At 40.0% G+C, this 26,460-nt stretch carries 25 protein-coding genes and 1 pseudogene; 4 read left to right on the forward strand and 22 right to left on the reverse strand.

Going from position 1 to position 26,460, the window contains the following annotated elements; genetic code table 11:
- The 4 genes from WKT11_RS01875 to WKT11_RS01890 form a co-directional block, all read right to left on the reverse strand.
- Complete coding sequence (locus WKT11_RS01875) at positions 1–1,470, reverse strand: aminotransferase class I/II-fold pyridoxal phosphate-dependent enzyme (RefSeq protein ID WP_026077052.1); 1,470 nt, start codon at positions 1,468–1,470, stop codon at positions 1–3.
- Positions 1,471–2,017: 547 nt separating this feature from the next.
- Complete coding sequence (locus WKT11_RS01880) at positions 2,018–3,295, reverse strand: L-cysteine desulfidase family protein (protein ID WP_118411425.1); 1,278 nt, start codon at positions 3,293–3,295, stop codon at positions 2,018–2,020.
- 173 nt (positions 3,296–3,468) lie between these two features.
- A complete protein-coding gene (locus tag WKT11_RS01885; RefSeq protein WP_117676777.1) occupies positions 3,469–3,849 on the reverse strand; it encodes an AAA family ATPase in 381 nt (126 codons plus the stop codon).
- A 30-nt stretch (positions 3,850–3,879) separates the two neighbouring features.
- Positions 3,880–4,767, reverse strand: coding sequence for a putative ABC transporter permease (locus WKT11_RS01890; protein WP_117676778.1), 888 nt, complete (start codon positions 4,765–4,767; stop codon positions 3,880–3,882).
- 499 nt (positions 4,768–5,266) lie between these two features.
- On the opposite strand from WKT11_RS01890, the gene WKT11_RS01895 reads away from it, so the two are divergent.
- Positions 5,267–6,199 (forward strand): AEC family transporter, encoded by a 933-nt coding sequence (locus tag WKT11_RS01895; RefSeq protein ID WP_340282100.1) that lies wholly within the window; start codon positions 5,267–5,269, stop codon positions 6,197–6,199.
- Between the two features lie 304 nt (positions 6,200–6,503).
- Here the strand turns inward: WKT11_RS01895 and WKT11_RS01900 are convergent, their stop codons facing one another.
- The 7 genes from WKT11_RS01900 to WKT11_RS01930 all read right to left on the reverse strand — a co-directional run bounded on the left by WKT11_RS01900 (position 6,504) and on the right by WKT11_RS01930 (position 13,620).
- Positions 6,504–8,525 carry an FtsX-like permease family protein gene (locus tag WKT11_RS01900; RefSeq protein WP_118420001.1) on the reverse strand — a complete coding sequence of 674 codons (2,022 nt, stop codon included), beginning with the start codon at positions 8,523–8,525 and terminating at the stop codon, positions 6,504–6,506.
- The gene (locus WKT11_RS01905) at positions 8,518–9,285 is read right to left on the reverse strand and encodes an ABC transporter ATP-binding protein (RefSeq protein ID WP_117676781.1); all 768 of its coding nucleotides are present in this window, start codon (positions 9,283–9,285) and stop codon (positions 8,518–8,520) included. Before WKT11_RS01905 ends, WKT11_RS01900 begins: the two co-directional genes overlap by 8 nt.
- 160 nt (positions 9,286–9,445) lie before the next feature.
- Positions 9,446–10,297, reverse strand: a complete 852-nt coding sequence (locus WKT11_RS01910) for a sensor histidine kinase (RefSeq protein ID WP_243098816.1) — start codon at positions 10,295–10,297, stop codon at positions 9,446–9,448.
- Between the two features lie 228 nt (positions 10,298–10,525).
- Positions 10,526–11,194, reverse strand: coding sequence for a response regulator transcription factor (locus tag WKT11_RS01915; RefSeq protein ID WP_117676783.1), 669 nt, complete (start codon positions 11,192–11,194; stop codon positions 10,526–10,528).
- A gap of 362 nt (positions 11,195–11,556) precedes the next feature.
- On the reverse strand, positions 11,557–12,189 hold the full coding sequence (gene ttdB / locus WKT11_RS01920; protein ID WP_340282106.1) for a L(+)-tartrate dehydratase subunit beta: 633 nt from the start codon (positions 12,187–12,189) through the stop codon (positions 11,557–11,559).
- A gap of 15 nt (positions 12,190–12,204) precedes the next feature.
- Entirely contained in the window at positions 12,205–13,110 is a 906-nt protein-coding gene (gene ttdA / locus WKT11_RS01925) for a L(+)-tartrate dehydratase subunit alpha (protein ID WP_340282108.1), read from the reverse strand.
- A gap of 267 nt (positions 13,111–13,377) precedes the next feature.
- Positions 13,378–13,620, reverse strand: coding sequence for an SLC13 family permease (locus WKT11_RS01930; protein WP_242986826.1), 243 nt, complete (start codon positions 13,618–13,620; stop codon positions 13,378–13,380).
- Positions 13,621–13,721: 101 nt separating this feature from the next.
- Here WKT11_RS01930 and WKT11_RS01935 point away from each other — a divergent pair, with 101 nt between their 5' ends.
- On the forward strand, positions 13,722–14,363 hold the full coding sequence (locus tag WKT11_RS01935) for a LysR family transcriptional regulator substrate-binding protein (RefSeq protein WP_340282110.1): 642 nt from the start codon (positions 13,722–13,724) through the stop codon (positions 14,361–14,363).
- Positions 14,364–14,634: 271 nt separating this feature from the next.
- Here the strand turns inward: WKT11_RS01935 and WKT11_RS01940 are convergent.
- From WKT11_RS01940 to WKT11_RS01980, 9 genes and pseudogenes are all read right to left on the reverse strand, one after another.
- A pseudogene (locus WKT11_RS01940) lies at positions 14,635–15,159 on the reverse strand (HipA domain-containing protein); the annotation flags it as partial.
- The gene (locus tag WKT11_RS01945; protein WP_242986828.1) at positions 15,129–15,269 is read right to left on the reverse strand and encodes a hypothetical protein; all 141 of its coding nucleotides are present in this window, start codon (positions 15,267–15,269) and stop codon (positions 15,129–15,131) included. The gene WKT11_RS01945 and the pseudogene WKT11_RS01940, both read right to left, overlap by 31 nt.
- Positions 15,256–15,534, reverse strand: a complete 279-nt coding sequence (locus tag WKT11_RS01950) for a helix-turn-helix domain-containing protein (protein ID WP_117676786.1) — start codon at positions 15,532–15,534, stop codon at positions 15,256–15,258. Before WKT11_RS01950 ends, WKT11_RS01945 begins: the two co-directional genes overlap by 14 nt.
- 205 nt (positions 15,535–15,739) lie before the next feature.
- Positions 15,740–16,894, reverse strand: coding sequence for a YibE/F family protein (locus WKT11_RS01955; protein ID WP_117676787.1), 1,155 nt, complete (start codon positions 16,892–16,894; stop codon positions 15,740–15,742).
- A 26-nt stretch (positions 16,895–16,920) separates the two neighbouring features.
- Positions 16,921–18,624 carry a purple acid phosphatase family protein gene (locus WKT11_RS01960; RefSeq protein WP_117676788.1) on the reverse strand — a complete coding sequence of 568 codons (1,704 nt, stop codon included), beginning with the start codon at positions 18,622–18,624 and terminating at the stop codon, positions 16,921–16,923.
- Between the two features lie 337 nt (positions 18,625–18,961).
- Positions 18,962–19,582, reverse strand: a complete 621-nt coding sequence (locus WKT11_RS01965; RefSeq protein WP_118568919.1) for a PhoU domain-containing protein — start codon at positions 19,580–19,582, stop codon at positions 18,962–18,964.
- A gap of 3 nt (positions 19,583–19,585) precedes the next feature.
- A complete protein-coding gene (locus WKT11_RS01970; protein WP_340282120.1) occupies positions 19,586–20,251 on the reverse strand; it encodes a Na/Pi cotransporter family protein in 666 nt (221 codons plus the stop codon).
- Positions 20,205–20,435 carry a hypothetical protein gene (locus WKT11_RS01975; RefSeq protein ID WP_242986832.1) on the reverse strand — a complete coding sequence of 77 codons (231 nt, stop codon included), beginning with the start codon at positions 20,433–20,435 and terminating at the stop codon, positions 20,205–20,207. Before WKT11_RS01975 ends, WKT11_RS01970 begins: the two co-directional genes overlap by 47 nt.
- A 187-nt stretch (positions 20,436–20,622) precedes the next feature.
- The gene (locus WKT11_RS01980) at positions 20,623–21,567 is read right to left on the reverse strand and encodes an AraC family transcriptional regulator (protein ID WP_119241499.1); all 945 of its coding nucleotides are present in this window, start codon (positions 21,565–21,567) and stop codon (positions 20,623–20,625) included.
- 333 nt (positions 21,568–21,900) lie between these two features.
- Here WKT11_RS01980 and WKT11_RS01985 point away from each other — a divergent pair, with 333 nt between their 5' ends.
- Positions 21,901–23,064 (forward strand): MFS transporter, encoded by a 1,164-nt coding sequence (locus tag WKT11_RS01985; RefSeq protein WP_118590397.1) that lies wholly within the window; start codon positions 21,901–21,903, stop codon positions 23,062–23,064.
- Between the two features lie 290 nt (positions 23,065–23,354).
- Positions 23,355–24,500: an aldo/keto reductase gene (locus tag WKT11_RS01990; protein WP_340282130.1), complete on the forward strand. Its 1,146-nt coding sequence runs from the start codon at positions 23,355–23,357 to the stop codon at positions 24,498–24,500.
- Between the two features lie 86 nt (positions 24,501–24,586).
- Here WKT11_RS01990 and WKT11_RS01995 read toward each other — a convergent pair whose 3' ends face one another.
- Both WKT11_RS01995 and WKT11_RS02000 read right to left on the reverse strand, forming a co-directional pair.
- Positions 24,587–25,942 (reverse strand): MATE family efflux transporter, encoded by a 1,356-nt coding sequence (locus WKT11_RS01995; protein ID WP_340282132.1) that lies wholly within the window; start codon positions 25,940–25,942, stop codon positions 24,587–24,589.
- Positions 25,932–26,384, reverse strand: a complete 453-nt coding sequence (locus tag WKT11_RS02000; protein ID WP_118136357.1) for a MarR family winged helix-turn-helix transcriptional regulator — start codon at positions 26,382–26,384, stop codon at positions 25,932–25,934. Before WKT11_RS02000 ends, WKT11_RS01995 begins: the two co-directional genes overlap by 11 nt.
- Between the last annotated feature and the right edge of the window lie 76 nt (positions 26,385–26,460).

A 26,460-nucleotide genomic window follows, 5' to 3' on the forward strand; every position in this document is an offset into this window, starting at 1 on the left:
TTACCTCCCTGCCAGAACATTCAGTCTCAAAATATCCGGATCTTCAGGTCCTGTCATATTGCATCCCTTTGCTTTGGCATATTCAATATAATCCAGGATTTCTGCTGTAATCCTCTCTCCAGGTGCAAGAATGGGAATCCCAGGCGGATAACACATCACAAATTCACTGCAGACCTTCCCTTCAGTCTCCCGGAGAGGCAGGCTGCATTTGTCTGCATAAAAAGCTTCCTGTGGACTGGTCACCACCTGGGGATCAATATATTCCTGACTCAACAGCCCGGAGCCATCTGTCTGAAAACGTCTGCGGATTTCAGCAAGTGCACTTACAAGCCGCTCCACCTCCTGGGCACGGTCACCAATGGAAAGATAGGCCAGAATGTTTCCAATATCACCGAATTCTATCTGGATATCATATTCATCCCGCAAAATATCATAAACCTCGATCCCTGCAAGTCCGATGTCCAGTGTATGTACACTTAATTTCGTAATGTCAAAATCAAAGACTGAATTTCCATTGACCAGTTCTTTTCCAAATGCATAATAACCGCCAATGGCATTAATTTCCTCTCTTGCATATTCTGCCATATCTGCTACCTGATGAAAAATCTGGCGGCCTCTCTGTGCAAGATTTCTTCTTGAAATATCAAGGCTGGACATCAGAAGATAGCTTCCTGATGTTGTCTGTGTCAGATTAATGATCTGACGAACATATCCTGCGTGTACAGCCGGGCCTGTGAGGAGAAGACTTGACTGTGTAAGACTTCCACCGCTCTTGTGCATGGATACAGATGCCATGTCTGCACCTGCTGCCATAGCAGAAACCGGAAGACCCCCTCCAAAATAAAAATGCGTTCCATGGGCTTCATCTGCCAGGCACAGCATTCCAGCATCATGTGCCATCTTAACGATCGCACGTAAATCACTGCATATTCCATAATATGTCGGGTTATTGACCAGTACTGCAACTGCTTTCGGATGTTCTTTTATGGCCTTCTCAACCTGTTCCCTGCGCATTCCAAGAGAGATTCCAAGTCTCTGGTCCACTTCCGGATTTACATAAACAGGGATTGCACCGCATAAAACAAGGGCATTTAAAACACTCCTGTGAACATTACGGGGAAGTATGATCTCGTCTCCCCGTTTACAGGCAGTCAATACCATTGTCTGAACGGAGCTTGTTGTGCCTCCTACCATCAGAAATGCATGTGCTGCACCAAAAGCATCTGCCGCCAGTTCTTCCGCTTCCCGTATTACGGATACCGGATGACAGAGATTGTCCAGTGGTTTCATGCTGTTGACATCCACACCTACACATTTTTGTCCCAGAAATTCTGTCAGCTCCGGGTTACCTCTTCCGCGTTTATGACCCGGCACATCAAATGGCACCACTCTCATTCGTCGGAAAGTCTCCAGAGCTTCATGTATGGGTGCATGATTCTGGTTTAATTTAAAACGACTTCCTTTCATCATTCCTCCATTTCCAGTTTCCTTTGCTTCAACCCTCAATCAGCAATTCCACAGACTGAACAAAACAAAAAGCGCAGGTAAGGGCACTTAACCACAAACCTGCGTTTTGATCTGTATCTATATGTTTTATCAACAAGCATAAAAAAGCAGATAATACTTTCTTTCTACATCATAAATAAAACTTCTGGATCATGCGTGTCAGAGTCTATATAGCAATTATACTTTTACTACTCTTATTGACCGTTTCACAAGTCTGCGCGTCCGGCGCATCGCGGTTATCAAAGGAACCTACTTATAAAATTTGAGCTTCTAACTCAATCAATAAGGTAACCAAAGTTACCATAATCGGCAGTGGACCCGGCTGTCCGTATGGCCTTAACCCTCCCGGGTGGTCCAAAACAATTGCTTTGAAAAGACTCTGTCTGTTACTCTGCATCTTCGTCTTTCAAAATCGCGTTTATCATAACATGTAAAAAACATACTGTCAATAATAAACGATTACTTTTCTCTCCCACCTGTAGAAGAAGGAGAATTCTTGCTATATATTATGTTAAACGCTTTCCAGCATAATCCGCAAAATTTCTTTATCTGTTTCTTTCATTCCTTCTTTGCCGATCTGTCCTACGCAGCTGATGGTTTCGCCGGCTTCTTCCTTGAGAATTCCGGTGTATGGCGCATAGGACTGACCGTTCATAGCAAGATGATGTGCCAGGAATGCAGCATCAAGACTGGCGGCAATTTTCGCTGCACAGGATATTTTCGCTCCATCACAGATGATTCCCGGAATATTGGCAAGCGTATTCTCTATGGTCTTCTTGATCACAGAAAGTTCTCCACCGCCCATGTAAGTAATTCCGGCACCAGCTGCACAGGATGCGGATACTGCACCGCAAAATGCGGAAAGTTTACCTATATACTGTTTCTGATATACAGTTAGAAGGTTAGAAAATACCAGTGCGCGGTACAGTACATAGTCCGGAAGTTCCATTTCTCTGGCATACACGATCAGAGGTACAGAACAGGCAATTCCCTGGTTTCCGCTGCCTGAGTTGATGACTACCGGCATGTCACATCCGCCCATTCTGGCTTCGGAAGCTGCGGCTGTGAGACTGCGCATTTTTGTGAGCATATCATTGGAATAGGTTTCACGGATAATCCGGCCAATTCCAAGACCGTATTTACCAGTCATTCCTTCATGGGCGATTGCCATATTGCTGCGGATCTGATTTTCTATAATTTCTTTGACATCATCAAGTTCTACAGTATCTGCAAATGTTTTAATATCTTCCAGATTGAGCAGAGTTCTGTCTGCTGCAGCTGGAGTTTCACCGGATTTATGATCTGAATCCAGCAAGACTTCCTGGTTCTTTACAATTTTGGTTACATTTATATGATCGTATTTAATTTCCAGACTTACTGTGTCATCTCCAGCCTGCATTTCTATAATAAAGTGCAGGACTACCGGGGAGTCCAGAAGTTCTACTTTGCATATCTTTTTGTCCAGAAGTTCACAACATCTCTTTCTTCCGGATTCATTTACCTTCGAAAGAACTTCCATATTCAGGGATGGGTCTCCGGCTACTGCACCAAGGACTACACCTGCTTCAATTCCAGTCAATCCGCCGGAGTTTGGAATGATAACACAACGGACATTTTTTATAATGTTTCCACTGCATTTTGCGGTGATATGTTCCGGTTCTTTTCCCAGAACTTCTCGTGCCCTGGCCGCTCCATATGCCAGTGCGATCGGTTCTGTGCACCCCATTGCAGGAACCATTTCTTCTTTCAAGATTCCTATATAACTCTTATATATCCTTTCATCTAACATTGTGCTGATGTCTCCTGTTCATTCTTAATTCTCAAACATTCGAAATCCGCTGATTTACTGCGTAAATCGCTACTTTCTCATGTTTGGCGGACCCTAAGTTCAAAAGTCTTATCGTGCAAGCACGAACGACTTTTTGACCTGATATCTGCATATTCAAGTATGACATACTACTATCAGAATGTCCAGAAAGAATCTGCTAAAACGTAATGCAGATTGTTATTAGATAACGCCATAACAACGGATCTCGGATTATACAGTTTTTCGCCAGACTGTGTATTATATCCATCATACCAAAGTTTTAATCCCTCACGACTCACCTTCAAAGCATTTTTATTTCTCTCTTGATATCGTTCATATAGCTCATCCACTTCCTGCTCTGTAAATCCAAAATATTCAGAAAATCTTTCTTCCCCTGCCATCGTATATTCGGCAAACATATTTAATTCTGAACCGCTGGAGTATTTTGCAATTGGGAGGATACCTGTCATATACACAAATTTAACATATGGACGATCTTTCAGCAGTGACCGCAAAAATGTAAGATACTTTTTCATAACCGAATAACTGCTTCGCAGTTTATTCGGTTAAAATCTATTTTTCAGTTCCTGAATCAATTCATAATAATCTCTATGTTTCATCTTCGGAAACGCCTTAATAATTCTTCCCTGTCCAACAATTGTATGATTAGTAATTGTGTTTGAAAGATCATCAAATTCTTTTTGAAGTTCAGCTTTTTTCTTGCGGAGCATTTCCAAAGATTTATCTTTCTTAAGTTCTGCCGAATCACGTAATTCAGCCCTTGCCAAAGCTGCCTGAACTTTCTTTTCTCCTACAGCCTGTGCTGTTTCTATTGTTGTAGTTGCCAGTGTATCACTGATTTTATCGCTTACAATCCTCATATCTGAACGGATCTTATCCAGTCTGGTAAGCTTTTTATTTAATCCCCGGATAACTGCTACTGTTACAATAAAGTCAGCCAGATAAGCAGCATACAAAATTGCCAACACAACCCAGCCTAACAGGGAATCCGCATGCGATGACGTATGATTTTCTACATATCTCTGAAAAACCTTCACAACAAGAACAATTGCCAATCCCCATATCAACGAGAATTCCAGGCAGATATATCCATGGAAATTTAAAGGTTTATCCGAATAATCCCACCATCTTGCATGGAAACATACATCTAACAGCCATCCTGCTATCAGCTCTACTACTGTAGCTAAAATAACCCCAAATATAAATATCATACCATCACTCATCTGATAACCACTGCTTTGAAGCGTATTTATCATCGCAAAAACAGAGATTACTCCAAACCCGTACACCGGGCAAACCGGACCATTTAAAAATCCTCTGTTAATAACTTTTCCCAAAGTCACTGCATGGAAAATCACTTCAACAACCCAGCCTCCAAAAGAATACACCAAAAAATACCAGCATATTTGATAATAAGTCATTCCACAAATCAATTTTTACTCCTCCTTCTTCTTTAAAAATTAGTAAAATTGCTTACTTCTTAATTTATATGAAATCTCTTCCGACAGTTATCCAATTGCGAACGCTTATTTATAGCAATTTGTAACATTATAAAGTATTTTTTTTCCTTTTACAATCATGCTTTTATCAATTTTTATGATTGCAAAACCGAAAGAATCATTTTCATAGTATACCAAAATCATCCTAAACGAAAAAGAGTTCTGATTTTCTCAGAACCCTTTTTCATTCGTTAAACCTTTTCTAGCGCTGGCTCTTCTTCTGGCGTATATGGGTTTGAGTCGCTGACAATTTCACTGTCAAGCGCCTCGGTCAGCTCATCTGCATTTCCTGACAGAAGTGGTTTGTAAACCTTGCAATCGTCTTATAGAAGTTCTATAATATCCTCGACCGTTGGCAGATTTTCAAACACTCTCTAGGAACCAGACCTCTGCCAGCCAGATTAATTTTACAAGAAATGCAGGGGATAATTTTATGAACATCAGCATACTTCTCATGCAGCAGATCGTGCAGCTTTTTCTTATGATCTTCATGGGATATTTAATTGTAAAGACGGGACTTGTAAGGGACGACGACAGCAAAGTTTTATCGAAGATCATTCTTTATCTGATCGTTCCCTGCGTCATTATCAATGCTTTTCAGGTTGATTATACTACAGATACCGTAAAAGGACTTCTGATTGCTTTTGCCGCATCTGTTATGACTCAGGTGATTCTTCTTGTTGTTATTTCCGTAGCCGGAAAGCTTTTACATCTGAACGAAGTGGAAGTCGCTTCCGTTTACTACTCTAATTCCGGAAACCTGATCGTACCGATTGTCACATTTATTCTTGGACAGGAGTGGGTACTGTATGGATGTGTTTTTATGAGTGTGCAGCTTGTTTTTCTGTGGACTCACTGTAAGAAGATCATCAGTCGTGAAGCTTCTTATGACTGGAAAAAGATTATATTGAACATCAATATGATTTCCATATTTATTGGTGTTATACTTTTCTTTACAGGAATCCGCTTGCCGGAAATTATCGGAAATACGCTTGCTTCCGTTGGCACTATGATTGGTCCTGCCAGCATGATCGTAACAGGTATGCTCTTTGCAGGAATGAACCTGAAACAGATATTTGCAAATAAAAGAGTTTATTTTATCACTTTTTTGCGCTTGATAGCTGTTCCTTTGATTGCTCTTGTGTTGATAAAGCTCAGCAATCTAGCTTCCTTTTCCGCTGACGGCAATAAGATCATGCTTATCGTCTTTCTGGCGATCATCACTCCATCTGCCTCTACAGTAACGCAGATGTGTCAGGTTTATGGAAATGATTCCAGGTACGCCAGTGCGATCAATGTTATGACCACTTTGTTGTCAATCATTACAATGCCGGTTATGGTTATGTTATTTCAGATGATCATATAAACAGAGATTTCGTTTTTTTTTAAGTCTCCCTTTTACTAGCGTTTATAAAGTAAAACAGAGAATATTAATACGGAAAAAAGTTACAGCTTTTTTTTATGCATAAACAATCAAAAAGGACACCTTTTGCTGTATAATTATGTTACCAACAAAACATACACATACGAAAGAAGGTGTCCTTAATAAAAAATTAGCATTAAAAAACTGTTAACTTATATGACAAGTGTATATAAAATTCCGCAAAAAATCAAGTATTTATCGGATAAAAGAAAATGAAAATCTATTCCGCTGTTTAACATCGTAATAGTTATTTTCTCTCTACAATATGATAGTAAGAACGCGCCGTCATAAGATAAATCAATCCATACACAACAGCAAAGATCAGAACTGTTCCCGCCGTACATCCAATAAATAACTTCGTATTCGTCATTCCGAAAAGTAAAAGTAACCGGCGGATCATTGGAAATGCCATGGTAATATGAAGCATTGCCATTAACAGCGGGAGGAAAAATACCATCAGAATCTGTCTGCGGACAGAACTTCTGACCTCCCGGCGGCTTAAGCCAACCTTCTGCATGATCTCAAATCGCTTCTGGTCTTCATAACCTTCTGAAATCTGTTTATAATAAATAATCATAGCTGTTCCCATAAGGAAAAGAGAACCCAGAAAGATTCCGATAAACAAAAGAGAACCATTATCCGCATAATAGGACTCATATTCCTGCTGACGGATTCCGGAAATTATCCATGCATTCTCTGATAAACCTCCGCTTTTTTTCAAATCTTTAACAGTTTCCATTACCGGGGTTCCAAATTCAATCTTCTCCGTCTCCGAACCAGTAATGTCCAGGCCAAGATGAAGTGTCAGGTCCTCTCCCGCAGGAGCAGAAGAAACTCCTTTATACATTTCTGTACGCATCTCATCAAATTTCTTAAAATCTTCATCTGTAACAACCAGCACTGCATTATCACTGACTGCATCTTCGCCACAGGTCAGAGGATTCTTATCCATCCATTTTTTCACTGTAAATTCTTTTTCATCAACAGTAACTGAATCTTTCTGCACTGCCGAAGGATACCATGCAAAAATTTCACCATCATTGAGATTTGCAGAAATTCCTGTAAGTCTTTCATATTCTGCCTGATCCAAAAGAGAAAGTACCAGTACTGAATCAGAATTTCGAATAGTATTTGTTGGTTTTATCAGAATCTGATCACCGTTTTTGCTGCATACGATATCCAGATAGATTTCCTCCACAGACTTTTCTACCGGAACTTTATTATCCGCAATAGCTTTTTCAAAAGCCTCTATTGCGGTCTGACATTCTTCTTCGCTTATGCTGGTAACAGACATATCAACATCATACGGATAGCGATTCAGCATAATATCATTCATTCCGAAATAAATGGAAACTGTCATGGAAATCATAAGCAGAACACCTGTACTTAGTATACAGATACTTGCCAGACCGATTGCGTTCTGCTTCATTCGATAAAGCATTCCCGATATGCTGATAAAATTTCCAGTCCTGTAATAAAAACTCTTTCTGCGTCGGAGAAATTTCAGAATCACAATACTTCCTGCGGTAAAAAGCAGATAAGTCCCTGCCATAACAAGAATAACAGCAAGAAGAAATATCGTAATTGCCTTGATTGGAGATTCAGTCGTAACCGCAAGGTAATAACCCGCGCCAAGGCAGATAAAACCAATCAATGCCATAAGCCATTTTGCTGCCGGTTCTTTTTCTCCGGTATTATTACCGCGAAGTAATTCTACCGGACGGCTTAAATGAATTTTCGCAAGGTTCAGAAACAGAATCATCAAAAATACGATGCCAAACATGAACAGACAGGTAAAAATACCCTTTACTGAAATATAAAATCCAAGCACTGAAGGGATATGAAGTAGCTTTAACAGCAAAAGAAGTGCCAGCTTACTTCCAATAATTCCGGCAGCAATACCGCCGGCAAGTGAACCTATTGAGGTAATGATCGTTTCAAGAAACATTACGATTCCAATGTGATTTCTTTCCAGTCCAAGAATATTATAAAGACCTATCTCTTTCTGCCTTCTCTTCATCAGAAAACTGTTACTGTAGATCAGAAAAATAATACAGAAGATCTCTACGACTATCTCTCCTGTAAACACGATCATACGCACTTCATCCGCCTGACGCACTGCCTGATCCAGTGTCGGGCAGTCACGCAGAAATTCCATCATATAAATCATTGCAATACAGAAAATACAGGTGATCATGTATGGAATATATGTGCTTTTGTTGTTTCGGATATTCTGTTTTGCAAGTCTGGAAAAAATCCCCTTATGCATGCTGCTCACCACCTGTCGTAAGTATCGTAAGCGTATCAGCGATCATCTGATACATTTCCTGACGCGATTTACTGCCTTTGTATATCTGATGAAAAACTTCTCCGTCTTTGATGAAAAGAACTCTGGACGCATGGCTGGCTGCCTGTGCGCTGTGTGTGACCATGAGGATTGTCTGTCCCTCTGCATTGATTTCACCAAATACGGAAAGAAGTGCTGATGCCGCCTTTGAATCAAGTGCGCCCGTCGGTTCATCCGCAAGAATCAGTTTGGGATTCGTGATCAACGCCCTTGCAACAGCGGCACGTTGTTTCTGACCACCGGAAACTTCATATGGAAATTTATCCAGAATTTCTGTGATCTTAAGAGCCTGCGCAATCGGGCGGATTTTCTGTTCCATCTCACGATAATCTTCTCCTGTAAGAACAAGTGGAAGATAAATATTATCTCTCAGGCTGAAGGTATCCAGCAAATTAAAATCCTGAAAAACAAATCCAAGATTTTTCCTTCTGAATGCTGATATTTCTTTTTCTGTAAGGTGTACGATATTTTTTCCTTCCAGAAGAACCTCTCCGGATGTCGGACGATCCAGAGACGCAAGAATATTCAGCAAGGTTGTCTTACCGGAACCAGATTCCCCCATAATCGCGACAAACTCACCTTCCTCTACAGAAAATGTAACATTTGAAAGCGCCTGTACCTTGTTTCCCCCGAAACGTGTACTGTATATTTTTTTGATATTTGTAACTTCAAGCAAAGCCATAAATGGGGCTCCTTTCTTTTAATTGATACCGTAAGTATAAGAATTTTTTACGGCTTCTGCCATCGAAACAGGTTACATTATATGAAAAAACCTTACATTTCTGTAAGGTTTCGTGTCACTTAAATATTAGCAGTTTTCCTCTAAAACGTGTTAAAAAACTCTAATACATATTCAAATCTTTAACTGAAAATTCAAGAAATACTTTCGTTCCTTTTCCTTCCGTAGAAGTTATATAAAGGCAATGTCCCAGTTTGCGCATAATCTTGTTACTGAGATACAGTCCGATACCTGTTGCGCGGTTATCATCCCGTCCATTTACCCCGGTGTAGCCTTTTTCGAAGATTCGCGGAATATCTTCTGCACGAATACCAATTCCGGTATCTTCAATGACCAGTGTAAGGTTTTCTACTTTATTGCAGCTATCATTTCCTATCGAAATGCTTACATCATCTGTATCCAGAGATAATTTTTTCTCCAGATAAATTCGGATTCCTCCGGTCCGGGTATATTTCAGAGCATTTGATAAAATTTGTCCGATCACAAATCCCAGCCATTTTTCATCCGTCAGAACATCTTGCGAAATACTTTCATAAGTAAGTGTGAGTTTCTTTGAGACAAAAATTCCTGCATATTTATGAATCTGATCACGTATGATCCGGTCAAGAGAACAGTGGGAAAGCTTAAGATCCGAAGACATATCTTCTGTCCTTAGATAGCCAAGAACCATCTCCACATACTGCTCAATTTTAAAAAGTTCCGAAAGTTTCTCTTTATTTTCCTCAGGACTCTCCTGAAGCAAAAGACGCAGTGCAAAAATCGGCGTTTTGATCTGATGTGCCCACATCGTATAATAATCTGTCATGTCTTCAGACGACTTCTGGCTGGCAGTCTCCACATCGATACGCATCTGATCCAGCTGCTGCATGATTTCCTGTTGAAGTCTTTCAGCCTGACCAACAGGAGAATCCAGCTGCGAAAGATTAATATCCGGTGCAGCTGCGATCAGTTCCAACTGTTGTACCTTTTTCCTGTATCTGTAAAATCCGTTCAGACACGCACAAATTCCGGTTAATAACCAGAAAACAGTAACATACACCATCGGTTCTATCGGCAGCTGATAAAGAAAGAAAATTATTTCTGCAAGTATTACGGGAAACATCTGCAGAATGATATAGAATTTAATTTTGTTTATATAATCCAGAAATAGTTTCATAAAAAATCCTTTTGTTTATACTGCGCCTTATACCATATATCCAAGACCTTTTTTGGTAATGATAAATTCTTTCAGCCCTTCTTTTTCCAGTTTCCTGCGCAGGCGGGTAATATTCACAGTCAGCGTATTGTCATCAATAAAACTGTCGCTCTCCCATAGCTTCGTCATAATCGCATCTCTGGAAACAACCTTTCCGGCATGCTCCATCAATATTTCCAGAATACGAAGCTCATTTTTCGTAAGATCAATATCGTTTCCATTCCACGTCAGGGTACAGCGGGAAGGACTCAGAACAACCCCATTATATTCCAGAACATTTCCCGGAGTTCCAAAGGAATATGCGCGGCGCAGAATCGCCTGAATTTTTGCAGTCAGTACATCCATATCAAACGGTTTTGCAATAAAATCATCTGCACCGCGGCTCATTGCCATAACCATATTCATGTTATCTGCCGCCGAAGAAATAAAGATAACCGGAACCTGAGAAATTCTGCGTATTTCTTCACACCAGTGAAAGCCATTATAGAAAGGCAGCTTCAGATCCAGCAGGACAAGCTGGGGATCTCTGCGTACAAATTCCTGTATAATATTGGAAAAATCCTCCGCACAGGACACATCATATCCCCAGGACGAAAGATTCTTTTTCAGTACTTCTGAGATGATCTCATCATCCTCTACGATAAAAATACGATACATAGTTATCCTTTCCGGAAATTTCTTAAAATCCTTTGATATTATGAGCTATCGCCCTGATATCATCTAATTATATATGATGACAGATCGTTGTCAACCAAAACTCTACGACAACAATTTTAACTATTTTACTCTCTCCCGAAGTTACACCAGAGTACTTTAGCGGCATAATCATTCTCCACTACACCGCTATCGAGCATTTCATATTATTTTAGGAACATTACACGGTAATTTTTCTATCATTGATATAAAAATACAGGTATACAAAAAGTGAGACACACTCTTTGTACACCTGTATGATAAAGATGGTTTTGAGGAATTATTATTGGCATTAATCGATAAGTTTCTTAATGTATTACTTTTTATTATTTAATGAATTTTACTTCCGGATAAATAGCCTGTTTGGCTGCTTCTTTTCTTTCGTTGAAGATTACCTTATTCTCTTCGAAAAGGTTTCTTCCCTGCGCATCAATAGATACGATCAGCGGACCAAACTCTTTGACTTTACTGCACCATAATGTTTCCGGTATTCCCAGTTCATCCCAGTGATGTTCTGCGATTTTCTCAACTTCAGTGGCTGCTACAACTGCACATCCGGCCGGGAATACACAGTGGATCGCACCAAATTCCTTACATGCACGCTCTGTATTTGGTCCCATTCCACCTTTTCCCACGATTACGCGGACACCTGTTAATTTTGTAAATTCATATTCAAATTTCTCCATACGCATGGAAGTTGTCGGTCCTACAGAAACCATTTCATAATCATCTTCTGTCCCTTCGATTTTACGGACAATAGGTCCTGCATGGAAAATTGCTTTGTTTCTGATATCATATGGAAGTTCTCTTCCATACTCAACAAGACGACGATGTGCCACATCACGACAGGTCATCAGATCTCCGTCCAGCCATACAATATCACCGATTTTAATATCTGCCAGATCTTCTGCACTGATTGGTGTAATAAGAACTTTTTTATCTCCTCTGATTTCGATCATGATTTTTCCCTCCGTTTATGCATTGAATTTCCAAGTGGAATGTGTATCACAGGTTACTGTCAGGTCAGGATTCACTACAATATGACCACGACGATGTGACCAGCAGCCTACATTTACTGCAACACCGATTGCAGATGGATGGCGTGCTGTATTCTCGATATTTACGCCCATTACGGAATATTTTCCTCCCATTCCCTGCGGTCCAAGGCCGATTGCATTGATTCCATCTTCCAACAGTTTCTCCATCTTAGCAGCATTAGCATTGTCATTATGAGAGCCAATCGGACGCATCAGCGCTTTCTTGGAATTGAGAGCAGCAGTCTCTACAGATGTACCTACACCAACACCGACAAGGAGCGGAGGACAAGCATTCAGTCCATAACTGGTCATCTGATCAAGTACAAAATCTGTGACGCCTTCATAACCTGCACCTGGCATAAGCACCATTGCTTTTCCCGGAAGAGTGCATCCGCCGCCTGCCATGTATGCGTAAATTTCACATTTATCACTGTTCGGAACGATATCCCACCATACAGTCGGAGTTCCTTTTCCAACATTCTTCTTGGTATTATATTCATCAAAAGTTTCTACAGAATTATGTCTTAATGGCGCTGCAAAAGTAACCTGTACAACAGCTTCTTTCAGAAGTCCTTCCAGTTCATTGATATATGGGAAATTAGTTCCACATTTCAGCCAGAACTGAAGAACGCCTGTATCCTGGCAGCTTGGACGATTTAACTCGACAGCCAGTCCCTGGTTTTTCGTCATTGTCTCGTAGAGAACTTTCGGAAGTGCATCTGTCTCCTGAGAGCCAAGTTCTTCCAGCTTCGCTACTACGTCATCCGGTAATTTTTTTCCAATGTGGGCAACAAAATCTGCTACCATGTCTGTTAATACTTTAACTCCATTTTCCTTAGTCATGTTTTACCTCCTGATATACTTCAGATATTTTCGTGTTACCAATGTACTGGCAAGTTAAGTTTCCAATTAACTTACTCCTACATCTGTCACTGATCAAACAGCGACATTTGGACTGGACTGTAGATTCCGAACTGTCCTGTTTTTTGGCATTTGATTTTTGGGTTTTATTGAGTTATATGTAAAGCAATTTTTCTTTGCTTTTTAACTTAATATTTTGATTTCTTCCAACCGCCGGGCACGTAGCTGGCAAGATATCCTATTCCGTTTTTACGGATAGAACGGAAACAGAATCGGCAATAAAATCATACAGATTACAATAAAGATTACCAGCAGAAGAATGGTCGGATTCGGATCTGCTCCGAGAAGTCCTACGATCTTATCCGCAATCAGCTCACCGGCACCTGTTGTATCCAGGGCTTTTGCCAGTGTAAGAGAACCACCAAAAAGCAATACTACTTTCAAATCAATAGAAGCCAGCGCCTCTTTCTCAGAGATTACTCCTGTCAGCACCAGGAAAATCGCTCCGATACAAGCTGAAATCTGAATGCTGATTCCAATCAGCTACTTATATTCTTCAATATTGCAATGAACTTCAGGCCGACTATTCCAGTATGTCCAGAGTGAAACCACCCCTTCGGATTGGAATCCCACCTATGCTAAGTACTGTGTTTTTCCCAGAACTACTCACTGCATTTCACCAGGATCATCCTGAAATCGCAGTCGTGCTGGAAGAATACGGCTCTGTCCGCGCCTGTGATCTGGTTCAGAATGATACTCTGGATCTGGCGCTGGTCAATATGGAACAGTATAATATTGATAAATTTCACAATGTTGTTCTTGCTAATGATCAGGTTGTTTTCTGTGTGAATAAAGACCACCGACTGGCGGATAAAGAAATCGTTACTACAAAAGAAATGTCTAAAGAATTGCTGATTTTTTTCAATGCTGATTCTGTCCAGAACCAGCTGTTAAAAACAAGATTCGAAATGGATGGATACATACCCAATATTGTTATGCGTAGCAGTCAGATTTACACAACTCTGCAATTTATAAAAACAGGAAAATACAGTTGTTTCCTCTATTCCAGTATGCTTGATAAATTTACTGATTCTGAAATTACAGGAATTCCGCTTAATCCGCCAATCCACATTAAGATTGGTATGATCTGGAAAAAAGGAAAATATATCAGTGGAGATATGCAGACGTTTTTGAACTTTACAAGAATGTATTACAGAGAACATCCATTGACTTAATCTCACCAACTACAATGAACGAGAATATACCTCAAAGTTGTCATACTGCTAAGGATAGTTGCATGTGACAGTTCTTGTAGATAAGTGTGAACACTACTGAAATAATTTTATATGAAATTACTATATGCCTATATGTGAATTACTCGATAACTAAGTTACCAGAACATCTGAATTAAGGCGGGATGCGCCTTTTTCAGGGTGCATCCATGGCACCACTACTGTTTGCTCTTTAAAGCTATACAGCTACTTTTATTATTTCCGGTGTTTTCAGTCCGGTTACGGACAGTTCTTTTTTCCCCGGATTACGTCCATTTCCATCAACAGTTGTCGTATGTTCTCCGTAATAAGTAGTACTGTAAGTAAGATCATACGCAGGACTTAATCTCCATACATCCTCTGTTTCGTTATACAGATATGTGAAATTTTTCGAATGATCATCTCTGTTATGGGCAAAAACATTAAAACACATACGCCGGAACATATTTTCCACATCATTTTTATTATCCCTGGTAAGAATCTTCATTAATTTCATTAAACTATGATAGTCCAGACTTGGCTGTTCAAAATCAAGCTCCAACAGTGCCGCTGCTGTCAGCATATGAATTTTTTTACACCCTGTTTTATCCAATCTTCTATCAAATCTTTTAGTACCGAAATATCCCTTACATCTCTCAGATGGAAATAATCTTGTCTCACTCATTATAATTCCGCATTGCATAGCGCACCGAGAATACTCGTATTCCATTTTTCCAGCATTTACTCCATCTACATGAGCTGGAAATTTAATAATCCATTCTCAAGCCATTCTTCACAATATTGAAATGCAGTTTTATATTCAGCCGTCATAGCCAATGTTCCCACAAGTTTTTCATCGTAAAACACCTGTAATACATTATCTCGACTCATTTATAACCTCCTGGATATTTCGATAAGGCACCTGTGTAAAAATATTTCTGAGTTCATCTGCAATATCCAGTGCCATCGCAATCTTTGTCAAGGATACCAGCGATATCTGTCCTGTCGTTTCGAATCTTTTAATTGAACCATAACTTACTCCACTCATAGATGCTAATCTTTGCTGGGAAATAGAACGTCTTTTTCTAATATTCCTGACTCGCTGCGCTAACTTCTGATCTAGTTCTTCAGCTGTTTCCCATATTAATTGTTCCATATTAATTGTTCCATATTATCACCTCATTATAGATAATATTTTATTCAAAATTCGCATTTTATATCCATAATATATAATATATTATCTGATATTATTTTAGCATCTACAATCCAAAATGACAAGTTTTAGAATTAGGTGAATACTATTTTCAAACATAACAATAGCCTTGACCATACCAAACAATCAAGGCTATTATTCCCCTATTTTAATCCAGCTGTTTATTTTTATGAAAAAGCACGGTACAGATCAGTACGGTAAATGGCACTGAAAGTACGATTCCGAAACTTCCTGCAAGCCCCTGCATGATTGCAATTCCAATATTATTTGAATTAATAATCTGCTGATACGGAAGATCATATGCGTAATCAAGAAGAAGTGTACTGACGCTGCTTCCTGCAAATGCCAGGATAAGCGTATTACTGTCCGTTCCCATCATATCTCGTCCCACACGCAGTCCTGCTTTAAAAAGTTCTGTTCTTGTTAAAGAAGAATTCTGTTTATAGATTTCATCAATAGCACTGCTGATTGACATTGCAACATCCATAACAGCACCTAAACATGAAATCAGCAGACCTGAAAACAGCAATCCACCTACCTGGATGCGATTTGTATTCCAGAGAGTCATCAACGTCTCAATATCCGATACATTATATCCGGAAATTCCAGATGCCTTACTAAAACACCATGCGGAAATCCCGGCAAGAACTACTCCGGCAAGAGTTCCAAGCGTTGCGGCACACGTTTTTCGTGTAGGACCTCCGATAAGATACATGGTAACCAGTGTCGTAATAAAACATACAAACACTGCGGTCCAAAACGGTGAGTATTTCAGATACACAAGCGGCAGATATACAAAAATCACGCAGAAAAACGTAAAGACAAGTCCAAGGCAGCCTTTTATTCCCTGCTTTCCACCAATCATGCAAAGCGCTAACAGATAAATAAGTGCAAAAATATAAATAACCGATTCTCTATCCTGTGTATAAACACTGGCAACTGTAGAATCACCTGCAACACTCTGCATAACGATTACTTTCATTCCAGGTTTGCATGCCGCGCCAAATAAATACCCAGAACTACTTGTAATATCAAGCTCTTCTCCTTTTCGTACCCCTGTAAGCATGTGTACACGTACTTTCTGCTCTCCTACACGGGTTCCGTTTTCCTCCAGATTATCCTGAAGAATTTTCACCACTTTCGCTTTCTCAAATGTCTGCCCTGTCCGAACCACCAATTCTGTTTTTTCTACCTGATTCAGCCTGATAACAAAAACAGCGAACACACAGACAAGTAAAAAATAAATAAGATACCGGACTGCCTTTTTTCTGGTAAGTAGCCCGGTAAGTTTTATGTTTTTCATAGAATTTGATTTCTCAGATTCTGCTTTTAATTCTCAGATGTTTCAGCTACTGCATCTGTAGAAGTATCTGCATTATCTGCTGGTGTATCCGAAGAATCTGATGCTTCAGCGTCACTGTCTGTGGTGTCAGCAGAAGTGTCTGAGGTATCTGAGGAATTGTTCGTAGTATCTGTGCCCGTTTTTTTGATAGTAAATGTATCATCAATTGCTTCTGCCTTACCATCATCTGTAATCTGGTAAGTATCAATAGAGAATGCATCTGCTGTCAATGTAATGACAGAATAACTTGGAAGCCAGTTCTGGCTGCGGGCTGCCACATAATCCTGCTGAGTGGAAAGAAGTTCATAATACTTAGAACCTGAAGCGGAGTTTGCTGTCATGTACAGGATTCCCTGTGGATCTGTAACGGTATCTCCATCAACATCTTCGATTGTATAGCAGCTATTATCCTGATGGAATGCATCCAGTGCAGCCTGTGCATCTGTATCTCCTTCTTCCGGAGCAAGTGCGATCTGTTCCTGTGTATCTACATTTGTAGCATGATCCCAGTCATAATCTGTTCCATCTGCATTCAGACTGAACTCATATTTACCATGAGTCTGTCCATCACCATAAAGCATTTTGGAACGACTGTATGTATGGTCATGTCCCTGAAGGACAACATCGATATCATTTGCATCAAATACAGGAGTAAGCTGTGTACGAAGGATCATACCATCGGTATCTGAATGATCAAGACCAGATCCGTAAATATCCTGATGAATGGTTACGATACGCCATTTTGCATCCGGATAAGCTTTGACAGCTTCTTCGATTGTTTTCTGATGTTCTGCCACGTTATAATTATTGGTATTTAAAACAATGAAAAGTCCCTCACCATAACTGTAGTAATAATCACCACCAGCCTGAGTTTTTCCATTCTCTGTATTATTCGGATTATTAAAGTGATACATGTAATCTTCATTTAAAGAATCATGGTTACCAATCGTAGTTGCCACTGCAAGACCTTTCAGCGCATCAGCACTCAGGTAGGAAGCATATTCTTCCTCTTTTGCTTCACCTGTTTTGTTAACCTGGTCACCTGCTGAGATTACAAAGTTAATATCCGGATTTTCCTCAAGTGCTGTATTCAGAGTACGATTCCATGAAAAGCCATCATTCTCTGCTGCTTTATTTGCCGCACCTGATTCATTGGAAAGCTCTGCGCCATTCTGAGTCTGACCTTTGGAAGCACCAATCTGCGGGTCGCCTACATAAAGGATCTTTACAGAATCTGTACTCTGTGTTTTATATTCACATACGTCTGTCTGCTCACCGTTTTTCTCAACTGTGTAATAATAAGTTGTATTCGGTTCCAGTCCTGTAACTGTTACATGATTATATTCATAAGCCTTATCTCCCGTAAGACTCTGATCTACGTCACCGGCAGTTCCCTCGAATGTCTCAAGATTATCTTTATCTGTTCCAAAATGAACTACAGGTGTTGCATCGCTGTCACCTTTCTCACTATACCATGCGAAATTCAGCTGAGTATCATCAGCACCAGGCGTAAGAGATACCTTTGTAAAATCAGCTGCTGTTGTTTCCCATGCTGCATCCCAGTCAGACCATCCAGAATCAGCACCAACCACGCTGCTGTCTGTATAATGATCTGTAGATGCATATGCTGCCGGACAAACCACTGTCATAGAAAGAGCTGTTAAAAGACCTGCAATTAATTTTCTTTTCATAATAATAGACTCCTTTTCAAAAAATATTCTTGTTTTTCAGTCGTCGCATGAAGTATAGCACCCGAATTTTCCAAAAACAACAGATTTTCCTTATGTTTGACAGACATTTACATATTCCTTAACATAGAATCATAATTGTTAAAATCCGAAGTATAATTAACCATATTAGCCGCGAAATTCAGGTCATTTTATGGGACAGTCAGTAATTGTTCCAAATTATTTTGACAAAACAAATTTACCAGATTCAACCCATAAAAAAAGTACCTCCACCATGGGAAGTACTTTTTTAATAAACTTATACAAATGCCATCAAACTAATTATACACTTTAAATTATTTTATTTATCGCCTAACGCAACACTTTCTGCCACTGCATCCATCGCAAATTCTCTGGCGTCCTCTCCAAGCTGTACAAAGCCCGTATTATCCAATGCTTCTTCTGCAATGCTCACGCAGTTATCTGCTGCTCTTTCCAGATTATAAAGGATCCCGGAAAAGCCTATTGTTAAACCAGGATCACATTTCTGCTCTTTTACTCTGTTCAGGTGTGCCTTATTAAACTTCTTTTCCGCCTTGTTCATCTTTTTCTTATTCTTAAATACCTGTTCCGCCTGCTCGGCGCTTCCTTCTTTCACTGCTTCCATCGCTTGATTTAATAAATCCCATGTAATAGCAATGCAATTTCCCAACTCTTCATTTGCAGTCGCAGAAAGTTTCATTCCCTTACTTTCGATCTGATCCCAGATTCCATCAATATCCTGACATCGATCTGCTATCCTCTGAATATTATTCGTCACATAAAGCAGTCCCGCAGTCTGTTCCGACTGTTGTTCTGTCAGATTACCACTGGAAAAAAGTCTGGTAATATATTCTGTCACATCTTCCTGTAAATGCTGTACAGTTTCCAGTTTTTTCTTAAATTTATCATATGCGGCAGATGTTTTTCCTACGCTGATCACTTCTTATAACTGTGTAAGCATAGTTGCAGCAAAACCTGCCAGATTTTCCAGTTCCTGTGATACCAGATACATAGCAGCCACCGGCTGGTCAATCATCTTGTTGTCCAGATATTTCGGCTCATAAGCTGCCTTGATTTTCTTATCTTTTCCCGGAATAATCGTAGTTACAATTTTAACCATCAACGGAATCAGTGGCAGCCACACCAGTGTACATACCACATTGAAAGTCGTATGCGCATTCGCAATTTGACGTGAAATTACCTCTACTTCGTTGCCTTTTGGTGAAATATACTGTACGAATTTCGCAAACCACGGAATCAGCCATACAAAAACAAAACTTTCTGAAATGTTAAAGATACTATGTGCGATTGCAGTACGTTTCGCATTCTTTGACTGTCCAATAGATGCCAGAAGTGCTATAATCGTAGTACCGATATTATCTCCAAGCAAAATAGGAATCGCTCCTGCCAGACCTATCACACTTGTCATATCATCCGGTCCTGCCTGAGATGCAAAGTTCTGAAGTACTGCAATCGTAGCAGAAGAACTCTGCACTACCAATGTCATCGCCGCACCAAGAAGTACCCCTAATACCGGAATGGAAGAAACTTTTCCCATAAGATCAGTAAAAACCGGACTGGTTGCCAGTGGTTTCATTACACTGCCCATAATTTCCTGTGACCAGTGCTCCTGCAAGCGCTCCCATGACCGGGTTCTTCGTAAGAAATCCCAGAATCTTTTTCATCTTTTCCCCAGCAGCTTTTTGCAGCGCATCACTCATGCTGTTCATTCCATAAAGAAATAACGCCAGGCCGCCAATCAGTCCAAAAATCACTTTTACATTTTCGTTCATTACCTGTTTTCTCCCTCTTCCTTTTCAAATACGTTCTGGTATTTCTTTCACGTTCATTTGTAAAATAAATACTGATACAAGTTCCTCATGCTTCTTGGTTTGCAACTTTATTAATTGTATCAGTCAGAAGAGGTTCCCTCTATCACGCTACGGTTTGAATAAGGTAAAATTACTGTAAAATATTACATTATAAATTTTTCTTTCGATATTCCGATGGTGTCTGCTTCAAGTGTTTCTTGAATACTTTAACAAAATAACTGTTATCTTTAAAACCACACCGATATGCTATTTCGTTAATTGTTAATGACGATTTTGCCAAAAGTTCCTGAGCATATTTTAACCGGTATAAGGTAACATACCCCATTGGCGACTGTGCATAGTACTTTTTAAAACATCTCCCAGCCTCGCTTCTGCTGATACCTGCAAAATCCGCCAGATTCTCCAGTGAAATTTCTTCCGCAAAATGTTCCTGTATGTAGCGTAGCATTTTTTGAATTCTTATCTGTGTCTGTTGATTTCCTTTGCTTGAATTTATATGAGAGAGTTCATTTTGATGGCAATACAAAATCTGAAATATGGATATCAGTTTTTGATGTATTTCAATTTCAGGGCATGCTGATTCTATTGGCTTAATCACGCAACGCTCAGTACTATTATCATTAACATTTTCATTTTCCGAAAGAAGTCCGTATATCTCAAACAAATGATTCAATAACGGTTTCTGCCATTCTACCGTTGGAGAAAGAATAAGATAAGGCAAATCCTGGTTGTTGAGTACAGGCGCAAAATATTTTTTAAAAACAGTACTTGTCATTGGTGCAAGTACTTCATCTGCAAATACAATATTGGGACACAGACAACATTTTCCAACTTCTGTCATACGATAACTGTGCATCTGTTCAGCTCCGATCAAAATTGACTCACCTTTTAAAAGGCGCAGATGTTTCTGTCCAATCTGTACTTCAATATCCTGATAAATTGCTGAAAAAATCTCATATCCCAAATGCCAGTGCAACGGCACCTGATAATCCGCCCACTGTTCCAAATTATCTACATAATATTTTATTGGAAAAGAAGAATCCTCAAACAGAAACATTTCCTGAAGCTGATGATCAAGCAGTATCGTATCCATATCTCTTATCTCTCCTTCTTTTATATTTGGGTAAATAATACCATAAATTGAGCAGATAAACTATAGAATCGCCTATGAGCAGGTGATATTATCTGGTAAAAAGGTAACTGTTCACACGCTACTATCCCGCGAGGCGTTTTGGCATGAAAATGCCAAAATCCCGAGACATGCAAGCCAAAATTCCATTGCCGCAGGCAATCTGGAATGAATTTTGGCTACGTTACTGAGAACGGAGTGAACAGTAACGTAAAAAGCGATTATTCACAATAATATATCCAAACGATATTGATATTTGAAAAGCAATGCAAAAAGATACGGAGGTAACATATTAAAATGGCAACTATTTTACTTATTTTTATCTACATTTTTTATATCGGTCTGGGAATCCCTGATTCTCTGCTCGGTTCTGCCTGGCCGGCTATTTATGGAAAATTTCATGTTCCAGTCTCATATGCCAGCATCATTTCAGCAATTATTTCCACCGGAACAGTTCTATCCAGCCTTTTCAGTACAAGAATCATTGCCAAACTGGGAACAGCAAAGGTCACCGCTCTTTCAACGAGTCTTACCGCAATCGCTTTATTAGGTTTTTCATGTTCCCACAACTTTCTCTGGCTTTGTTTGTGTGCGGTTCCTTTAGGAATTGGTGCCGGTTCTATCGATACTGCATTAAATAATTATGTAGCACTCCGCTATAATGCAATGCAGATGAGCTTTTTACACTGTTTTTATGGCGTTGGTGTTACTGTCAGCCCTTACCTTATGTCACTTGCATTATCAGACAACCTGAACTGGCGTGGCGGATATCGAACTGTTTTTTATATCCAGCTTATAATTGCCCTCTTATCCTTTTTCAGCCTGCCTTTATGGAAAAAGGTCAAAGCAACGCAACAAGAAGACGACAATATTTGTGTATTGCCACTATTTCAGATGATAAAGCGTAAAAAAATATGGGCCTCCTGCGGTGTATTTGTTGGAATCAGTGCCTTAGAGTCCACCTGTCTGATCTGGGGAAGTACCTATCTTTCTGATACTATCGGATTATCCGCTGATATGGCTGCAGCATTGATCACCTTCTATTTCGCTGGTATGACTCTGGGCCGTTTTCTCTCTGGTCTGTTATCCTTGAAATTTTCTGACTGGAAAATTATCACCATAGGAGAAAGTATTATACTTGCAGCCGTATGTATTTTGCTGCTGACAAATACTGTTTCCTTTGCAGTACTTGGGCTTTTTCTGGTAGGACTTGGTAACGGCCCGATTTTCCCTAATATGACTCACTTAACCCCCATCCTCTATAAAAAAGAAACATCCCAGTCCATTATCGGAATCGAAATGGCATTTTCAAACCTGAGTATCATGCTTACACCGGTGCTTTTTGGTTTTCTGTCAGACATTACCGGTACTAAAATCTTCCCGGTTTTTATGGCAGTTATGTTTGCTTTTATGGCAGGATGCACGATTATACTTAAAACAGGCGATTCCAGGAGCCGTTAACAATCTTAACTCTATAAGCCTGATATTAATTTTAAAAGATTGCTGTTCTCACGCTACTATTCCGTACAAAATAAACAGCAACTTTAAAAGTCGATTTTGTGACTGTTTTTTACTGACATTTTTTCAAAAACACTTGACTTCCAGTACTCTTTAAGTACTAATATGTAATATACACAGGTATGTTTTCCGTATGTGTCAAACATATCTACATTGAATAATAATACATGTATTGACGCATCTATACTATGTTGCAATGCATGTATTATTGCATATAAAGGAGGAAATCGATAATGAAAACACGCAGATTGGGAAAGACAAATCTTCAGGTGAGTGAAATCGGCTTCGGTGGGGAATGGCTGGAACGTCATCCGGAAGAAGAGAGCATTGAGCTGATCCGCTATGCTTCTTCAAAAGGAATCAACATTCTGGACTGCTGGATGGCAGACCCGAAATCCAGAGATATCATTGGAAAAGGAATCAAAGAAAACCGAAGCCAGTGGTTCATTCAAGGACATATTGGTTCTACCTGGAAAGACAACCAGTATTTCCGTACCAGAGATATGAAATATGTCCGTCCTGCATTCGAAGATCTGTTAAAAAGACTGCAGACCGATTACATTGATCTCGGCATGATCCACTACATAGATTCCGAAGAAGAATGGGAACAGATTCAGCATTCCGATTACATGGACTATGTGATGGAATTAAAAAATACAGGTGTGATCCGCCACATCGGTATGAGTTCCCATAACCCTAAAGTAGCAGTCAAAGCTGCCGAATCCGGATTCGTGGAAATGATTCTTTTCAGCATCAATCCGGCTTTCGATATGCTTCCTGCAAGTGAAAATATTGATACTATGTTTGCAGATGAATTTGACAAAAATCTCAAGGGAATCGACCCGGACCGCGCACGCTTATATAAAGTCTGTGAACAGAACGATGTTGGAATCACTGTTATGAAGGGCTTTGCCGGAGGAAGACTGTTCGATGAAAAGCGTTCTCCATTCGGTGTAACCTTAACACCAATACAGTGTATCCACTACGCCCTGACCAGACCGGCTGTCTGTTCTATTATGTGCGGATATGATACAAAAGAGCAGATTGATGCTGCCACAGCTTACGAAAATGCTTCTGAAGAAGAAAAAGACTATGCATCCATACTTGCAAATGCACCGCTGCACTCCTACCGCGGCGAATGTACTTACTGCGGTCACTGCAAACCTTGCGTATCCAATCTGGACATCGCAATGATCAATAAATTCTACGATCTTGCAACTATGCAGCCAGCCGTACCGGCAACTGTACAGTCTCATTACGAACTTCTGAAACATAAAGCTTCCGAATGTATCGGATGTCAGGCATGCGAATCACGCTGTCCGTTCGGTGTTCCGATTGCTGAACGAATGAAAAAAACTGCTGAATTATTTGGATGCTAAAATAATTTTTCTATGAATACAAAAGCAGACAATTCCCGGAAACTCCAGGTTTTGTCTGCTTTAATATTCACTGTATCAGATTTAAATCATGAAATCTTCTTACTATTCTTTTGTTCTGCGCGGTTAAGATATACATAAAATCCAATGTTCAGCACAACTCCCACCATAGTTGAAATCGGTGCTGCCAGACCAATCTTTGTCAGGCTGGCGTTTGGCTGGATACTCATAAAATATGCCAGTGGGAGACGTACCAGAAGTGTCTGGATCAGTCCCTGTGTCATAACCCAGATGGTCTTATTGTTTCCGTTGAAATAGCCAACCATACTGAAAAGAATCGCTGTCACAATGGTTTCCAATGCAAAGCCTTTCAGATAAGCATAACCATTCTCAATAACAGCCGCATCTGTGGAGAAAAATCCTGCAAGCACATCACCTTTGAATATAACAAGCGCAAATACCAGACATCCGACAACCAGGCCGACTCCAATACCTGTAAACATAGATTTCTTCGCACGTTTTTTCTTTCCTGCTCCTATGTTCTGGGAAACAAAAGATGCCATGGACTGCATCAGCGCACTCGGCACAAGCATCGCAAAGTTTACGATTTTACATGCAACTCCGTAACCTGAAGATGCCTCCAGTCCCAGACGATTGACAAACGCACATAATGCCAGAAATGAAACCTGTGTCAGAAACTCCTGGAGAGCCAGTGGTAATCCGATTTTCAGAAACTTTTTACACTGTGGATTCAGACGGAAATCTTTTCTTGCAATGGTAAATGGAAGATCTTTCTTCATTAAAAGAATTACTGCAAATACCACACTGAGTGCCTGTGCAGAAACTGTCGCAATCGCCGCTCCTGCTGCATCCATATGTAATCCAGCCACAAGAGCCAAATCTCCAATCACATTTACGATACATGCAACCAGAACAAACAGCAATGGTGATTTGCTATCTCCAAGTCCTCTGAAAATTGCAGATAGTAGATTGTAAGCTACAATGAAAAAAATACCGCCTCCGCAAATACGCACATAGCTGGCAGTCAGATCAACCGCCTCTTCCGGTGCCTGCATAAGTATAGAAATCGGATGAGCAAAACATACCATTACGATAAACAAAACAACCGAGATGATGGTAAAAACAATCGCTCCTCCACCAATAACTGCTCCTATCTTTTCCGGCTTCTTTTCACCAAGATATCTGGCGATCAGAACCGTAATACCCATAGCAAACTGAACTACCACAAATGTAACCAGGTTCAGAACCTGACTTCCTGTGGAAACAGCTGAAAGTCCGGAAGTTGAACCAAATCTTCCCACTACTAGCAAGTCAACAGCACCGTAGGCTGCCTGCAAAATTAATGCCCCAAGAACCGGCATCATAAAAGCTACCAGTTTCTTCAGAATACTTCCCTGCGTGAAATCCGCTTTATCACTTTTCATAATGTTCTCTCCTCTCACTCATAATCTCATAAAATTTCCCGATCGTACGGATCATGCAATCTGCATCTTCCTCTGAAATATCATCCAAATACGAAGATAGTTCATTGAAATAATGCTCATTATACTTCCGGGACAAAGCTTTTCCCGCTTCCGTAAGAGTAATAAAAGTGACACGACCATCATCAGGAGAGGATAATTTCTGGAGATATCCTTTCGTTTCCATTTCTTTTACTGTTCTGGTAACTCCCGGGCGCGGAATATTCAATGCGTCACTGATGTCTGATACTTTTACACAAATGCCCTGTTTTTCCAGCGCCTGGATTTTGTCCATATATTGAATGTAAGATGGCATAACACCTTGTGGCAATGGCGGAAGCATTTCCCGTATCCGCTTTGCCAGATAACAGGCATCAAACATTCTTTTGATTTTCTCATTTGTCATGTTATATGCTCCTTGTATAATTACCTTAGTTAATTACCATTGGTAATTATATGGGTGTTTTTCCGCTTTGTCAAGC

Source organism: Blautia sp. HCN-1074, assembly GCF_037890165.1.
GTDB lineage: Bacteria > Bacillota > Clostridia > Lachnospirales > Lachnospiraceae > Blautia_A.